A 15449-nucleotide genomic window follows, 5' to 3' on the forward strand; every position below is an offset into this window, starting at 1 on the left:
GGAAAACATGACCGATCCGCTCAGTTTCCATCGCCCGTTGAATGTCACACAGGCGACATCGACGCAGCCACACCCATTTGCGCTGCGATGCTGCCGCTCACGCGCGCGCGACGATCCTCGCGGATCATGTCGCTCGCGCGTTCTGCGATCATCAGCGTCGGCGAATTGGTGTTGCCCGACGTGATGTTGGGCATCACCGATGCATCGACGACACGCAAGCCCTCGACTCCGATAACCCGTAGCCGGTTGTCGACGACCGCGGCGGGATCGTCGGTCGTGCCCATGCGGCAGGTGCCGACCGGATGGAAGATCGTCGTGCCGACCGCGCCCGCGGCCTGCTGCAATTCTTCTTCACTCTGATACTGCAGGCCCGGCAGAATCTCCCGCGGCTGATAGCGCGCGAGCGCGGGCGCCGCGACGATGCGGCGCGTCAGACGTAGCGCGTTCGCGGCGACGTGGCGGTCATAGTCGGTCGACAGATAGTTCGGCGCGATCAACGGTGGCGCGGAAGAATCGGCCGACGCAATATGAATGCTGCCGCGCGACGTCGGGCGCAGCTGACACACCGACGCCGTGAACGCATTGAAGCGATGCAACGGTTCGCCAAAGCGGTCGAGCGACAAAGGCTGCACGTGATACTCGAGATCGGGTCGCGACAGCGAGCGATCGTCGGCATCGGACTTCGCGAACGCGCCGAGTTGCGACGGCGACATCGACATCGGTCCGCTCTGAAACAACGCGTACTGCATGCCGATCATCAGCTTGCCCCACCAGTGCGCGGACATCGTATTCAACGTGCGCACGCCCTGCACCTGATACGCCATGCGCAGTTGCAGATGGTCCTGCAGATTTTCGCCGACGCCGCGCAGATCCTGAACGATCTCGATGCCGAGATTCTGCAGACGCGCACCATTGCCGACGCCGGACAATTCGAGCAGTTGCGGCGAGTTGACCGCGCCGGCCGAAAGGATCACTTCGCAACGCGCTTTGGCGAGATACTCGACGTCGCCGCCACGATATTCGACTCCCCTGCAGCGGCGGCCGTCGAACACGACGCGCTGCGTGTGCGCACCGGTAATAACCGTGAGGTTCCCCCGCTTCAACGCGGGCCGCAAAAACGCCTTCGACGCATTCCAGCGAATGCCGCGCTTCTGGTTGACGTCGAAGTAGCCGACGCCGGTATTGTCGCCGCGATTGAAATCGTCGGTGGCGGGAATGCCGGTTTGCTGCGCGGCTTGCGCGAACTCTTCGAGGATCTTCCATTTGAGCCGCTGCTTCTCGACGCGCCAGGGTCCGCCTGCCCCGTGCGCTTCGTTGGCGCCGCCGTGATGATCCTCGCTGCGCCTGAAGACCGGCAGCACCGCGTTCCATGACCACGTGCTGTCGTTCGTCACACGGGCCCATTCGTCGTAGTCTTCACGCTGACCGCGCATATAGATCATGCCGTTGATCGACGAACTCCCGCCGAGCACACGCCCGCGTGGGTAGGACAGCGCGCGGCCGTTCAGACCCGGCTCTGCCTGAGTCTTGTACAGCCAGTCCGTGCGCGGATTGCCGATGCAATACAGGTAGCCGACCGGCACATGAATCCAGTGATAGTCGTCTTTCCCGCCGGCTTCCAGCAGCAGCACGCGGATGTCGGGATCTTCGGTGAGCCGGTTCGCCAGCACGCAGCCCGCAGTGCCCGCACCGACAATGATGTAGTCGAACTCGCCTTCGAGCCGCCGTGCGGCGCGAGGCGTACTGTCGGTATGACCCATCGTTCAGTCTCCTAAGCATTTTTCGCAGCGCAGGCGTGGAAGCTCGATCGCCTCCACGCTTACGCCGCGACGCGCTTTTATTCGCTTTTACTCTTTTGTTCGCGCGTTCGCCGACTTGACGCGGCGCAAAGCCGCCAGCTTATTTGGCGACCGGCATCGTGAATTCGGCGCCCTTCGCAATGCTGTCGGGCCAACGCTGCATGATGCTCTTGTAGCGGGTGTAGAACCGCACGCCTTCCTCACCGTACGCGTGATGATCGCCGAACAGCGACTTCTTCCAGCCGCCGAACGAATGCCAGGCCATCGGCACCGGAATCGGCACGTTGATGCCGACCATGCCGATCTCGATCTGCCGGGAAAACGCGCGCGCGATGCCGCCGTCGGACGTGAACAGCGACACGCCGTTCGCAAACTGATTCGCGTTGATCAGCTCGACCGCCGAGGCAAAGTCTGGCACGCGCACGACGCACAGTACCGGCCCGAAGATTTCCTCGCGGTAGATCTTCATGTCGGGCGACACGTCGTCGAACAGCGTGCCGCCGAGGAAGAAGCCCTTCTCGTGTCCCACGACCTGATGAGAGCGTCCATCGACGACGAGCTTCGCGCCCGCGGCGACGCCAGCGTCGATATAGCCGACCACCTTGTCGCGATGCGCGCCGGTGACGAGCGGCCCCATCTCGGCCGCCGCTTCCATGCCGTTGAGGATCTTCAGGTTCTTCACGCGCGGCGTCAGACGCTCGATCAGCTCATCGGCGATATGACCCACCGCGACCGCCACCGAAATCGCCATGCAACGCTCGCCGGCCGAACCGTAGGCGGCGCCGATCAGTGCGTCGACGGCCTGATCGAGATCGGCGTCGGGCATCACGACGAGGTGATTCTTGGCCCCGCCCAACGCCTGCACGCGCTTGCCGTGCTTCGTGCCTTCCGTGTAGATGTATTCGGCGATCGGGGTCGAACCGACGAACGACAGTGCGCTCACCTCGGGATGCGCGAGCAGCGCATCCACCGCGACCTTGTCGCCGTGCACGACGTTGAACACGCCGTCCGGCAGGCCCGCTTCCTTGAGAAGTTCGGCGAGCCGGATCGATGCGGACGGATCGCGTTCGGACGGCTTGAGCACGAAGGTGTTGCCGCACGCGAGCGCGACCGGGAACATCCAGCACGGCACCATCATCGGGAAATTGAACGGCGTGATGCCGGCGACCACGCCGAGCGGCTGCCGCAGATTCCAGTTGTCGATGCCGCCGCCGATCTGATCGGTGAAATCAGTTTTCAGCAGATTCGGGATGCCGCACGCGAATTCGACGATCTCGATGCCGCGCATCACTTCGCCTTTGGCGTCGGAAAACACCTTGCCGTGCTCGCGCGTGATCAGTTCCGCGAGTTCGTCGTGATGGCGGTCGAGCAGTTCCTTGAACTTGAACAGCACCCGCGCGCGCTTGATCGGCGCGGTTTCGCTCCAGGCGGGAAACGCGCCTCTGGCCGCGGCAACAGCAGCGTCCACCTCGGCGACGCTCGCGAGCGGCACGCGTGCGCTGACGCTGCCGAGCGCCGGATTAAAGACGTCGCCGAAGCGCCCGCTCGTGCCTTCGACGGTCTTGCCGTTGATGAAATGGCTCAGCGCGTGTGCGCCCGCCGCGCTGCGTGCGGTGTCGTCCTGCGCGGTTGCGTCGGAATATGTCTCGCTCATCTCGTTCCTCTTTGCTGTGAAATCTTCCGCTTCGCGCTCGATACCGCGCGCCGAAGCATGCTCAACGCTCAGCGTACGGCGTCTACGAGCGACAAATCCAATGAGTAATGCTCAACTGCGCTATAAGCCGCGCTAATATCAGGATATGGATCTGACTCTGCTTAGGGCTTTCGTCACCGTCGCACGCGAGGGCAACCTCACGCGTGCCGCGGTGCAGCTGCACCTGACCCAACCCGCCGTCAGCCTGCAAGTCAAACACTTGCAGGAGACGCTCGGCGTGACGCTGTTCACGCGGACTTCCCACGGGCTCGCGCTGACGCGCGACGGCCAGGCGCTGCTGCCGCACGCTGAACGCGCGCTGGGCGCGGCGGCCGACGTACAGCGCGCGGCGCAATCGCTGCGCCAGGAAGTGCGCGGGCGCCTGCGCATCGGCACCATTCTCGACCCCGAGTTTTTGCGTCTCGGCGGCTTCCTGAAGCAGCTCGTCGAGACCTGGCCGCAGATCGAAACCGCGCTGCGCCACGGCATGTCGGGCTGGGTGCGCGAACAGATTCGCGCAGGCGAACTCGACGTCGGCTATTACATCGGCCTGCCCTCCGACGACGACACCCGCGACGGCGCCACGTTTCACGCGGTCACGCTCACCCACTTCCAGTATCGCGTGCTCGCTCCTGCGGGCTGGAAAGATCGCGTGAAGGGTGCGCGGGACTGGCGCTCGCTCGCGGCGCTGCCGTGGATCTGGACGCCGCCGGCGTCCGCGCACAACCGGCTGCTGTCGCGCTGTTTCGGCGAGGCGGGCGTGAAACCGGTCAAGGTGGCAGAAGTTGACCAGGAGCCGTCGATGCTCGATCTGGTCAAGTCGGGCGTCGGTCTCACGCTCGCGCGCGACGCAACCGCAATCGCCGAGGCGCATGCGCACGCGCTGACGATCGTCGATGGCATCACCGTGCCGACGCAGCTGAGCTTCATCACGCTCGACGAGCGCAAGGACGAACCGGCGATCGCGGCGGCCTTGAAGCTTATCGAACAGCAGTGGACGATTTGAGCGAGGACGATCTGACGCGCTGCGATATGAGTCCCGCTAATGCCCCTCCTTCTCCCACCTACCGCCCGGGCTGAAAGCACTCCGTCACGGAGTTTTTGCTAGATTGTCGGTTTGCGCTCGCGCAGCGCCCTCGTATCGCTTTCCGTTCCGTCTGACTTCGTACTTCCCCGCGGCTTCTCCCCGGCAACACCAGCAGCAGCCCCGGAATCCATCGATCACTCCGCCCATTCACAGGAGCCCACATGGCACGCAACATCGAAATCAAAGCCCGCGCCCAGCATTTCGACCAACTTCGCGAGCGCGCCGCGCAGCTCGCGACGGACGCGCCGCTGATCTTTCGCCAGCAGGACTTTTTCTACGACGTGCCGCGCGGCCGCCTGAAGCTGCGCCAGTTCGACGACGGCACGCCAGCCGAGTTGATCTTCTACCAGCGCGACGACCGCGACGGCCCGAAGGCGTCGTACTACACGCGCAGTCCGGTCACGAATCCCGAAGCGATGCATGCGCTGCTCGCGACCGCGCTGACCACCCGCGGCATCGTCTCGAAAGAGCGTCACGTGTATCTGAGCGGGCGCACTCGGATTCATCTCGATCGCGTCGACGGTCTCGGCGATTTCATCGAACTCGAAGTGGTGCTCGCGCAGGACGACGACGACGAAGGCGGCCACGCCGAAGCGGAAGCGCTGTTCAAGAGCCTCGGCGTATCCGAAGCGGATCTGGTGCCGGTCGCGTATGTCGATCTGCTGAATGCCGACGACGAGCCTAAGCGAGCAGCATAAAGATCGCGTTTCTGTAGGGGCCGCGGCGCGACACGCGCGGCTCCCTCTTCCTGCCGGTCGACACCGCCGGCAACCGCCTCAAACCTTCAAACCGGTGCCGCCCCCGGCGCCAGATGCCCCAGCGGCAACGGCCCGTTGCGTTTGAACGTGGTCAGCACGATATTCGAGCGCACGCTATCGACACCCGGCACGCGCATCAGCTTCTTCATCACGAAAGTCGACAGGTAATTCAGATCCGGCGCGACGATGCGCAGCAGATAGTCCGCATCGCCGACGACCGCGTGACATTCCAGCACTTCGGGCAGCACGTCGATCTGCTGCTGAAACTGCTCGATGATCGAATCGCCGTGATGCTTCAGCTTCAGGCTCGTGAAAGCGGTGACGCCGAGGCCGAGCTTTTCGGGCCGCAGCACGACGCGATAGCCATCCACCACGCCGACCTGTTCCAGCCGCTGCAGGCGTCGCCCGATCTGCGACGGCGACAGCGGCACCTGCTCTGCCAGTTGCTGATGCGTGGCACGGCCAAAGCGCTGCAGCACGTCGAGCAGTGCGAGATCGAAGTGGTCGAGTTCAAGCATGGTGATATCCCGCATCAATTGGCCAGTTAATGCACGATTATGGCATAGGCCTGCGTTTTCACGCCCATCTTGCGCCCCTTCCGCGTCCGCTCCGCTCTACACTCGCATATATCGATTTGCTGCGCTTTCCTCTATTAAAGCTCGCCATGTCCGCCGCCAGCACCGCCAAACTCAAAGAACAGTTCGACGCAGGTCTCGAGACCCACGCCGACTTTACGATCGACCAGCCGCTCGAGCGCTACGGCACGGTCGACCATGCGGTCTGGCAACAGCTGTACGCGCGCCAAACCGCCTTGCTCGAAGGCCGTGCCTGCGATGAATTCCTCGCGGGCGTCGAACGTATCGGCTTGCCGTCCGAGCGCGTGCCGTCTTTCGACGACGTCAACGCGACGCTCACGCCGGCAACCGGCTGGCGCATCGTCGCCGTGCCCGGCCTTGTGCCGGATCAGGCGTTTTTCGAGCACCTGGCGAATCGCCGCTTCCCAGTCACGTGGTGGATGCGCCGCCCCGACCAGCTCGACTATCTGCAGGAGCCCGACTGCTTTCACGATCTGTTCGGCCATGTGCCGCTATTGATCAACCCGGTGTTTGCTGACTACATGCACGCGTACGGCCGCGCCGCGCTCGCTGCCAACGAAGCGGGCGCACTGCCGCTGCTCGCGCGGCTCTATTGGTACACAGTGGAGTTCGGGCTGATCCGCGATGCCGCGAGTCCGAACGGCGTGAAGATCTACGGTGCCGGCATCGTCTCGAGCAAGGCCGAGACGGTATACAGCCAGCAAAGCGCTGCGCCGAACCGGCTTGGCTTCGCGCTGGAACGCGTGCTGAGCACGCGTTACCGCATCGATACATTCCAGCAAACCTACTTCGTCATCGATGACTTCGCGCAACTGTTCCGCGTCGCACAAACCGACTTCGCGCCGCTGCTGACGAAGCTCGCCAATGCACCGGCCTACGCAGCGGGCGACGTACTCGATGGCGACCGCGTGATCTCGCGCGGAACCCGCGAGGGATGGCAAACCAGCGGCGACGTTTGAACGCCAAGCCGCCTTAGACCGACCCGCCCTCGCCCGGCGCGCGGCGAGCGTTGCGCAACCGTGAAAAATAACGGCTTCGCCCGCCCGCCGGCGAGCGTGTTCGACCAACGAGGTAACACCATGATTCAGAAACTGACTTCCGCCGAGCGCACCCAGCAACTGGCGAAACTGCCTCGCTGGGAAAGCGTGGCGCAGCGTGACGCGATTCGCCGCACCTTTGAATTCGCCGACTTCAACGAGGCGTTCGGCTTCATGACACGCGTGGCGATCAAGGCGCAGGAAATGGATCATCACCCGGAGTGGTTCAACGTGTACAACAAGGTCGATATCACGCTGTCCACCCATGAAGCGAACGGCGTGACCGAACGCGACATCGCGCTTGCGACATTCATCGACAGTGTTACTACGTAATACAAATAATTACGGGCCCTGACGCGCGTTTATATACAACTCGCCGCGTAATCGGTCCACAATGAAAGGACAATGCAGGCAATACCCTGGGCAAACCTTCAGTTCTACAGGCTATTCTTAAGTTGAACGTAAGCTTCCCAGGCCTGCCTTGCAATCGGGTCAAAACGATCGAGTGATAGCGACTGCTGACGCTGTACAATCAGCAGCGCATACGGCTTGGAGAGCGCGCTTGCCTCCTTGCACAGAACGTGTTCGTCGCCGCTCGAAGGTGAGCGGGCGCGCCAGAAGTTGATCGCGGCTTCCAGTTCGTGAATGCTGATCTCGGACATGACTTCGTGATGACTGGCACGGCGCTTCGAGTCGGCTCGACAGCTGCTTCGCGGGGCCTCTGCCGCCGCGTCGCACGCTGGCTGTGTTGCAGGCGCCCCGGCGAACCGCTTGCCAAAACGCCTAAACCCATTGTACTTGAGCGAAATCCATGCGACTCCTTCTGATCGAAGATGACCGCCCCATCGCACGCGGCATCCAAAGCAGTCTCGAACAAGCCGGCTTCACCGTCGACATGGTCCATGACGGCATCTTTGCCGAACAGGCCCTCACGCAAAACCGCCACGAACTCGTGATCCTCGATCTGGGTCTGCCGGGCATCGACGGCATGACACTGCTGTCGCGTTTCCGCCACAGCAACCGTCACACGCCGGTGATCATCCTGACCGCGCGCGACGAATTGAACGACCGCGTGCAAGGCCTGAACTCGGGCGCGGACGACTACATGCTGAAACCGTTCGAACCGGCTGAGCTCGAAGCGCGCATTCGCGCGGTGATGCGCCGCAGCGGTCCGCACGGCGACATGCCGCGTCCGGAAGTGTCACTGGGCGGTGTGCGGCTGTCGGGCGTCGACCGCCGCATCTTCAACGACGACAAACCGCTCGAACTGTCGCCGCGCGAATTCGCAGTGCTCGAAATGCTGCTGCTGCGTCATGGCCGCGTCGTCAGCAAGGCGCAACTGCAGGATCACCTGACGCACTTCGGCGGCGATCTCGGCGATACCGCGATCGAAGTCTACGTGCACCGTGTGCGCAAGAAGCTCGAGAACTGCCGTGTCGAAATCGTCACCGTGCGTGGCTTTGGCTATCTGTTGCAGGAAATCCGCCAGGCCGCATGACCGTCGTGAAGGCCGCGCATTGCGTCGCGGCCTAACGGCGCCGCGCCGGCGCCGCGCATCGGCTGTGCCCGCTGCGCGTCGGGCCGGACCTCGGACTGTCTCAAGGCGCTTCGCGCCGTTGCTACCGCAGTTTCCACCGCAGTCACAACTTTCCCGCGCCTACGATCATGCACCAGCCGGCCGCCAATAGTCTGCGCCGCACGCTGCTGCGGCGCCTCGCTGCTCCCCTGTCGTTGCTCGCGCTGATGAGCGGCCTGATCGCCTACTGGCTCGCCTGGCAGTACACGCAGCACGTGGTCGATCGTTCGCTCGCGGACCTCGCGACCGCGATCTCCAAACAGATCCAGATTGCCGGACCGGAAGCGCCGATCACGGTGCCGCCGCTCGCGCAAGCGATGTTCTCCGACCCGGTCGAACATCTGGTCTACCGGATCAGCACCGGTGACAGCGAAATCGCCGGCGACCATAATCTGCCGCTGCAAGGCACCAACGTGCGCCGCATGCATTACGCGTACGTATTCGAGACGCAGCACGAAGGCGTGACCGTGCGGGTCGCTCAGGTGCGCGTCGACCAGCCGAGCGGCAATCCGATCGTCGTCGAAGTCGGGCAGCCCGTGCATCACCGCTACCGCATCGCCGCGGAGTTCCTGATCGCGATCATGATGCCGTTGCTGCTACTGCTGCTTGCCGGCTGGGTGATCGTGTGGCGCGTCGTCAATCAGCAGCTCAATCCGCTGACCGCGCTCGCCGATTCGCTGAACCGGCAAACGCACACGTCGCTCGAGCCGGTCGACGAAACCTATGTGCCGGTCGAGATCCGTCCGCTGACCGGCGCGCTGAACGCGCTGCTCGATCGTCTGAAAGCCGCCCTCGATGCGCAACGCAAATTCATCGCCGATGCCGCGCATCAGCTGCGCACGCCGCTCACCGCGGTGAAGCTGCATGCGGAGCAGGCGGTCGTCGCGCGTGATCCGCAGCAGACGCTCGCCGCCGTGCACGAACTGCGCGCCGCGGCCGATCGCGCGGTGCGGCTGTCGAATCAATTGCTGTCGCTCGCGCGCGCCGAGCCGGGCGAACAGGCGGCCCGCTTCGTCAATGTCGACATGGCCGCGCTCGCCTTCGACACGGGCGCCGAATGGGTGCCGCGCGCGCTAGCGGTACACGTGGACCTCGGCTTCCAGCGCCTCGACGATCCGTCGAACGACGACCCGTTGATGGCGCGCGGCAACCCGGTACTGCTGCACGAAGTGATCGCAAATCTGCTCGATAACGCGCTGAAATATGTGCCACCTTCGCGGGCCGACGGCGGACGCATCACGGTGACGGTTTCGCAGACCCTGATCGACGATCTGCGCATGGCCGAGATCATCGTCGAAGACAACGGGCCTGGCGTGCCGCGTTCGCAGCAGGCGGACCTGTTCAAGCGGTTCTTCCGCGGCGACGGGCAGGCCGAGGCGGGGGTCGACAGCGGCGCGGGTCTGGGCCTTGCGATCGTCCACGACATCATGGTGCTGCATCACGGCAGCGTGCATTACGAGGACGCGCCGGAGGGTGGCGCACGCTTTATCGTGCGGATTCCGTTGCTGCCGCCCAGTGCGTCGGCAGACGCAGCCACCGCCAGCGATGCCAACGAGCGACGCGCCACGAAAAAACCGGCGCACTCGGCGCCGGTCGATTTGTAGAAGGTTTGCCGGGCTGCCGCGGCAGCGTTCGCCTTGGCGCTTCGATCAGCGCAGACAGCTAACGCCGCGCGCCGGCGCGTGGCTCATTTCTGGCTCATTTCTTCTTTGATTTCTTCGCAGATTTGCTGGACTTTTCCGGCTTGTCGGCACCTTTTGCCGACTTGCCGCCGCCCTTGCCCTTTTGCGGCGGCGCCAGCATCGTGCCGCGGCACTTACGCGCGCCGCAACGGCATTCATATTCCTTTTTCAGCTTCTTCGTCTGCCGCGCGTCGATCACGAGGCCATAGTCGTAAAAGACTTCCTCGCCCTCCGCAATATCGCGCAGCGCATGCACGTACACGTGTCCGTCGATTTCCTCGGCTTCGCAGTTCGGCGCGCATGAATGATTGATCCAGCGCGCGCTATTGCCGTTCACCTTGCCGTCGATAACCTTGCCGTTATCCAGCGCGAAATAAAACGTGTGATTCGGTTCAGCCGGATTATGCGGATGACGGCGCAACGCTTCTTTCCAGGTAATCCGCTCGCCCTTGTATTCGATCAGTCGTTCGCCCGCCGCGATCGGTTCGAGAGCAAACACGCCTTTGCCGTGCACACCCGAACGGCGCACGGCGATCCTGCGTGAATTCATTGAATGAATCCTTGTGAAGAACTGGAGAATCAAGTCTGGCAATCGTCAGGCGCGTCTCGCGCGCGGCTTTTTCTGACGCGAATAGCAAACGCGGCGCCCTGCGAGCGCCGCGTCGACTTGCGACGCGCATCGCGCCACAACCGGCATCCTACACGCTGTGGACGGCTTCCTTCAACCGTCAGCCGATGCGTGTGTTCAACGTGCGACGAGCGTCACCGTTGACCGAACGTAATGTCGCCGAACAGCGCTTTCTGGTCGCGCGGCTGTGAACGCCAGTACTGCGGCGGCGCTTCGACGGTCGCGCCGAGGTTGGCGGCGGCATGCCACGGCCAGCGCGGGTTATAGAGCAGCGCGCGAGCCAGCGCGATCAGGTCGGCATCGCCCGCTTCGATCAGCTGCTCGGCGTGCAGCGGATCGGTGATGAGCCCGACGCCGATCGTCGCCAGACCGGTTGCGTGCTTGACCGCCTTCGCGAACGGAATCTGATAGCCCGGCTCCAGCGGGATTTTCTGCAGCGGCGACACACCGCCCGACGACACGTCGATCCAGTCGCAGCCGCGCCTTTCCAGCTCGTGCGCAAACGCGATCGTGTCTTCCAGCGTCCAGCCGCCTTCGACCCAGTCGGTCGCCGACACTCGCACGCCGACCGGTTTGTCGGCAGGGAATGCGGCCCGCACGATGTCGAAGATTTCGAGCGGGAAACGCATGCGGTTTTCCAGCGAGCCGCCATAGTCGTCGGTCCGCTGATTCGCGATCGGCGACAGGAACTGATGCAGCAGATAGCCATGCGCGGCATGCACTTCGAGCGCATCGATGCCGAGACGCGCGGCGCGCCGCGCGGACGCGGCGAACGCCTCGCGAATCCGGTGCAGGCCGGCGACATCGAGCGCAAGCGGCGGCTCCTCGCCCGGCTTGTGCGGCAGCGCCGACGGCGCATGCGGCAGCCACCCGCCTTGCGACACCGGAATCAGCTGGCCGCCCTCCCACGGCACATGGCTCGATGCCTTGCGCCCCGCATGTGCCAGTTGCATCGTCACGTTGATGTGCGAATGCTTGCGGATTGCGGCCAGCACTGGCACGAGCGCCTCTTCGGTCGCGTCGTCCCACAAACCGAGATCGCCGGGGGTGATGCGGCCATCCGGCTCGACGGCGGTCGCTTCGATGCACAGCATGCCCGCGCCGGACAGCGCGAGACCGCCGAGGTGAATCATGTGCCATGCGCTCGCTTCGCCGCGTTCGGCGGAGTACTGGCACATCGGGGAGACGACGATACGGTTGGGAAGCGTCACGCTACGCAGCGTGAGCGGAGAAAAAAGCGCGCTCATGGATTACGTCCAGTGAAAGCCCGAGAGCGATCGAGCATAGCACCGCGCGCGGTTTGCTGCAGAAACGGGGGCACCTCGCTGGCCACTTACGTCGCCATTCGGCGAGCCATTCAGACTTTCGTCTCGACCTGATCGAGCCATTCGCCGAACATGCGGCACCCGGCGGCTTCGAGCGCGGGACCGTATCGTGCGGTGTCGGCGCGCAACTGACGCGCGTCGATGCCGTGACCCGACAGTTCATTGGCATTGCCAATCAGCCAAGGTTCGAACCGATCGGTGCGGATCTCAGGATGACACTGCAAGCCCAGCACGTGATCTCCCCATGCGAAGGCTTGATTCTCGCAGGCCGGAGTCGATGCCAGACGGGTCGCGTTGGCGGGCAGATCGAAGGTGTCGCCGTGCCAATGCAGCATCGACGTATGAGCGCCATCGAGATGACGCAGTGGCGAGGCGCGGCCCGCATCGGTCAGCGTAAGCGGTGCCCAGCCAAGTTCGGCCTGAGCCGCGGGGTAGACGCGCGCACCGAGCGCCCGGGCGATCAGCTGTGCGCCAAGGCAGATACCAAGTGTCGGCAAACCGGCCGCGATGCGCTTCTCGATCAACGACAGCAGCGGCGCGAGCGTGGGATACAGCGCGTCGTCGGTGGCACTGATGGGGCCGCCCAGCACGACCATCAGCGACGCGGCAACCGGATTGGGGGCCTCGATACGGGCGACGCCGACATCGAGATAGCGGACCGGACGCCCGCGCTCGCCGAGCACGAGCTCGAGACTGCCCAGATCCTCGAAGTGCACATGGCGGATGGCGAGTACTTCCCGATTCATCGGCCTGCCCTATCTTCAGGTTGACTAACGACTTGCCGCCAACGACTTTGTCCTTGCACGGCACCAGCCGGCAAGCAGGCGGCGTACACCGCCCGCCTTGGCCGGCCAGGTCATGTTAGCGGATTGTTCCGGAAGACGCCGGTTATTGGGCGAAGATCTTCCAGGTCTTCTTCTGGGTGGCGACGTCCGCCGTTTCATGCACGGAGCAGTCGAGACGCACATCGGTATCCGACATGTTCAGGTCGAGCAGCGCGCAGTGATGCGGCGTCTTCTTCGGATTCTTGCTTGCCTGGAAATGCGTGCAGCTCAGGCACATGCGATGCGACGGAATCGTGTTTTGCGCTTCGAGCTGATAGATGGTCTTGAGCAGCGTGCGATAGAACACCGACTGTTCGTCCTCGCGCAGCGTGCCGACCGCCTTGGACAGGAAGTCCGGCCATTGCGCCGCGCGTTTGGCAGCGGTGCGGCCACGCGAGGTCAGGCGTACCGCGAGCGCGCGACCGTCGTCGAGTGCGCGACGCTTTTCGACGAGACCCTTGGTCTCGAGCGTGCTGACCGCATCGCTAGTGGTCGCGGCGGTCAGCGCCGTTTCGCGCGCGATCTCGCCGAGACGCATCGGCCCCTTGCGTTGCATCAACAGCACGAGGATTTCGCCCTGGGTCGGCGTCAGGCCCGCGCCTTCCGCCCATTCCCAAGCCTGGCTTCGCATCGCCGTGCTCAATCGCAAGAGGCTGTGGGTCACTCGCCCGTTTGCCTGTTCTCCGTATACGCCTTCGCTCATAATCTTCGATTCGTTTATTTACCGCTGGGGTGCGATGCCGGCCGTTGTCTGCCGGGGTACGCCCGTTGCGTGTGTGGGTAGCTTCGTCCAACCGCAGATGAAGCCGTTTGTACTATCTCAAAAATACACCGCCTTTGAAGCCGAAGGCGGCAAAAAAACGACATTCTATGCGAGACCTGCAAATCGTACAGCTAACTTATCCAGCGCGAGCTGTGGATAAGCAGGGGAAAACGTTTGGACAGCCTGTGTACCGTTTTGCAACAAGCACTTGCAGCGTGTCGAGCGTTTCCTCGGTTGCGCCTGCCAGGCGTGGCCGGAGCGTCTTTTATCGACCCGGTTATCAATTCCCCAGAGCATTGACTTTGCAGGTATTTATTCAGTTGTCCACAGACTTCGGCAACGCCTGCTCACTGCTCCTAGGCTGGTATACGTAAACTTTCGACAAACCTGAAGGGTTGCGCGGACGAAAAGTCCTAAAAATTTTTTTACGAAAAAAAACCCGCGCATGGCGGGTTTTCGTCCGAACGTCGCGTACCTAGGCGCACGCAAACGCTTTCATGAGATCTTCGCGACTAGGCGCGCCACTGCAAACACTGCTGCCGGACCGCTTCGTGCAAGGACTTTTCCTGCGCGAACACGCTGCGCAGCCACGTCGCGTCGTTGACCTGGCCACGCGCGATCGCGCCGACTTCGGCCAGCGCATTGACCGAGCCGAGCGCTTCCGCATGCGATCCGATCTGTTCGAGCGTTTCGAGGATATCTTCGGAAATCGTCTTTCGTTCACCGGTTTGCGGATTGATGCAGGTGCCGCCGAGTCCGAAACGGCAGGCTTCGAAACGGTTGAACGTGTAGACCAGATAGTCGTCTTCCTGCGGCGTGATGGGCTTGTCGAGCAGCAGATGGCGAGCCAGCGTCTGGATGTAGCAGGCGATCGCCGCGGCGCGATCCACCGAAAACGGCGTATCCATCACTCGAACCTCGATCGTGCCGAACCCCGGCTTCGGACGGATATCCCAGTAGAAATCCTTCATGCTGTTGACCACGCCCGTGTGGACCATCTTCGAGAAATACTCCTCGAAGCTGTCCCACGTCAGCACGAACGGCGCGCGGCCCGACAGCGGAAAGGCGAACACGGAATTCAGTCGTGCCGAATGAAATCCGGTATCGACACCCTGTACGAAAGGCGACGACGCGGACAGCGCAATGAAATGCGGGATGAAGCGCGACATCGAATGCAGCAGATACAGCGCGCTGTTCGGATTCGGGCAACCGATGTGCACGTGCTGGCCGAACACCGTGAACTGCTTCGCGAGATAGCCGTACAGCTCGGAAAGATACTGAAAGCGCGGCGTATCGACGATCTGCCGCTCGCTCCATTGCTGGAAGGGATGCGTTCCGCCGCCGCACAGACCGACGTTCAGATGGTCGGCCGCGGATACCAGCGTGTCACGAATCTTGCGCAGATCGGCGACCGCCTGTTCGTGCGACGTGCAGATGCCGGTCGACAGCTCGATCATGCTTTCGGTGATTTCCGGCGTGATATTGCCGGGGATTTTTTCATCCTTGATAAGGCGCAGCAGATCCGTGCCGGCTTTGGTCAGATCATAGTCGTGCGTATTGACGATCTGCATTTCGAGCTCGATACCGAAGGTGAACGGTTTCGAATCGATGAAGGGTTCGAGTGACATGGCGTCCCCTGAGTCAGGTCGTTTGAGGCGAAGGTTTTGAAAAGTCGGGTTCG

15 protein-coding genes are annotated in these 15449 nt (G+C 63.1%); 6 read left to right on the forward strand and 9 right to left on the reverse strand.

Annotated features, from left to right (window positions below):
* Positions 1-44: 44 nt before the first annotated feature.
* Together VSR82_RS22020 and VSR82_RS22025 are read right to left on the reverse strand one after the other, a co-directional pair.
* On the reverse strand, positions 45-1760 hold the full coding sequence (locus VSR82_RS22020) for a GMC family oxidoreductase (RefSeq protein WP_429461450.1): 1716 nt from the start codon (positions 1758-1760) through the stop codon (positions 45-47).
* Between the two features lie 139 nt (positions 1761-1899).
* Positions 1900-3453, reverse strand: coding sequence for a CoA-acylating methylmalonate-semialdehyde dehydrogenase (locus VSR82_RS22025; protein ID WP_429461452.1), 1554 nt, complete (start codon positions 3451-3453; stop codon positions 1900-1902).
* Positions 3454-3598: 145 nt separating this feature from the next.
* Here VSR82_RS22025 and VSR82_RS22030 point away from each other — a divergent pair, with 145 nt between their 5' ends.
* The gene (locus tag VSR82_RS22030; protein ID WP_498858073.1) at positions 3599-4498 is read left to right on the forward strand and encodes a LysR family transcriptional regulator; all 900 of its coding nucleotides are present in this window, start codon (positions 3599-3601) and stop codon (positions 4496-4498) included.
* A gap of 242 nt (positions 4499-4740) precedes the next feature.
* A complete protein-coding gene (locus VSR82_RS22035; protein ID WP_429461456.1) occupies positions 4741-5277 on the forward strand; it encodes a class IV adenylate cyclase in 537 nt (178 codons plus the stop codon).
* An 86-nt stretch (positions 5278-5363) separates the two neighbouring features.
* On the opposite strand, the gene VSR82_RS22040 is transcribed toward VSR82_RS22035, so the two are convergent.
* On the reverse strand, positions 5364-5855 hold the full coding sequence (locus VSR82_RS22040; RefSeq protein WP_013090976.1) for an Lrp/AsnC family transcriptional regulator: 492 nt from the start codon (positions 5853-5855) through the stop codon (positions 5364-5366).
* 146 nt (positions 5856-6001) lie between these two features.
* Between VSR82_RS22040 and phhA the strand changes: the two genes are divergently transcribed.
* Positions 6002-6892, forward strand: coding sequence for a phenylalanine 4-monooxygenase (gene phhA, locus VSR82_RS22045; RefSeq protein ID WP_429461460.1), 891 nt, complete (start codon positions 6002-6004; stop codon positions 6890-6892).
* Positions 6893-6988: 96 nt separating this feature from the next.
* Entirely contained in the window at positions 6989-7303 is a 315-nt protein-coding gene (locus tag VSR82_RS22050; RefSeq protein ID WP_368584857.1) for a 4a-hydroxytetrahydrobiopterin dehydratase, read from the forward strand.
* A 104-nt stretch (positions 7304-7407) separates the two neighbouring features.
* Here the strand turns inward: VSR82_RS22050 and VSR82_RS22055 are convergent, their stop codons facing one another.
* Positions 7408-7632 carry a DUF3717 domain-containing protein gene (locus VSR82_RS22055; RefSeq protein WP_013090979.1) on the reverse strand — a complete coding sequence of 75 codons (225 nt, stop codon included), beginning with the start codon at positions 7630-7632 and terminating at the stop codon, positions 7408-7410.
* 149 nt (positions 7633-7781) lie between these two features.
* On the opposite strand from VSR82_RS22055, the gene VSR82_RS22060 reads away from it, so the two are divergent.
* Together VSR82_RS22060 and VSR82_RS22065 are read left to right on the forward strand one after the other, a co-directional pair.
* The gene (locus tag VSR82_RS22060) at positions 7782-8468 is read left to right on the forward strand and encodes a response regulator (RefSeq protein WP_498858074.1); all 687 of its coding nucleotides are present in this window, start codon (positions 7782-7784) and stop codon (positions 8466-8468) included.
* A gap of 167 nt (positions 8469-8635) precedes the next feature.
* Complete coding sequence (locus VSR82_RS22065; protein ID WP_410851212.1) at positions 8636-10150, forward strand: sensor histidine kinase; 1515 nt, start codon at positions 8636-8638, stop codon at positions 10148-10150.
* Positions 10151-10244: 94 nt separating this feature from the next.
* On the opposite strand, the gene VSR82_RS22070 is transcribed toward VSR82_RS22065, so the two are convergent.
* The 5 genes from VSR82_RS22070 to VSR82_RS22090 form a co-directional block, all read right to left on the reverse strand.
* Positions 10245-10778, reverse strand: coding sequence for an SET domain-containing protein (locus tag VSR82_RS22070; RefSeq protein ID WP_368584854.1), 534 nt, complete (start codon positions 10776-10778; stop codon positions 10245-10247).
* 212 nt (positions 10779-10990) lie between these two features.
* Positions 10991-12103, reverse strand: coding sequence for an NADH:flavin oxidoreductase/NADH oxidase (locus VSR82_RS22075; protein ID WP_368584853.1), 1113 nt, complete (start codon positions 12101-12103; stop codon positions 10991-10993).
* Between the two features lie 110 nt (positions 12104-12213).
* Entirely contained in the window at positions 12214-12927 is a 714-nt protein-coding gene (locus VSR82_RS22080) for a glutamine amidotransferase (protein WP_429461466.1), read from the reverse strand.
* A gap of 142 nt (positions 12928-13069) precedes the next feature.
* Positions 13070-13708 (reverse strand): MarR family winged helix-turn-helix transcriptional regulator, encoded by a 639-nt coding sequence (locus VSR82_RS22085; protein ID WP_176109905.1) that lies wholly within the window; start codon positions 13706-13708, stop codon positions 13070-13072.
* A gap of 572 nt (positions 13709-14280) precedes the next feature.
* Positions 14281-15396, reverse strand: coding sequence for a YbdK family carboxylate-amine ligase (locus VSR82_RS22090; protein ID WP_368584851.1), 1116 nt, complete (start codon positions 15394-15396; stop codon positions 14281-14283).
* Between the last annotated feature and the right edge of the window lie 53 nt (positions 15397-15449).

The sequence above is a fragment of the Burkholderia sp. JPY481 genome, from assembly GCF_038900515.1.
GTDB classification, from domain to species: domain Bacteria; phylum Pseudomonadota; class Gammaproteobacteria; order Burkholderiales; family Burkholderiaceae; genus Paraburkholderia; species Paraburkholderia youngii.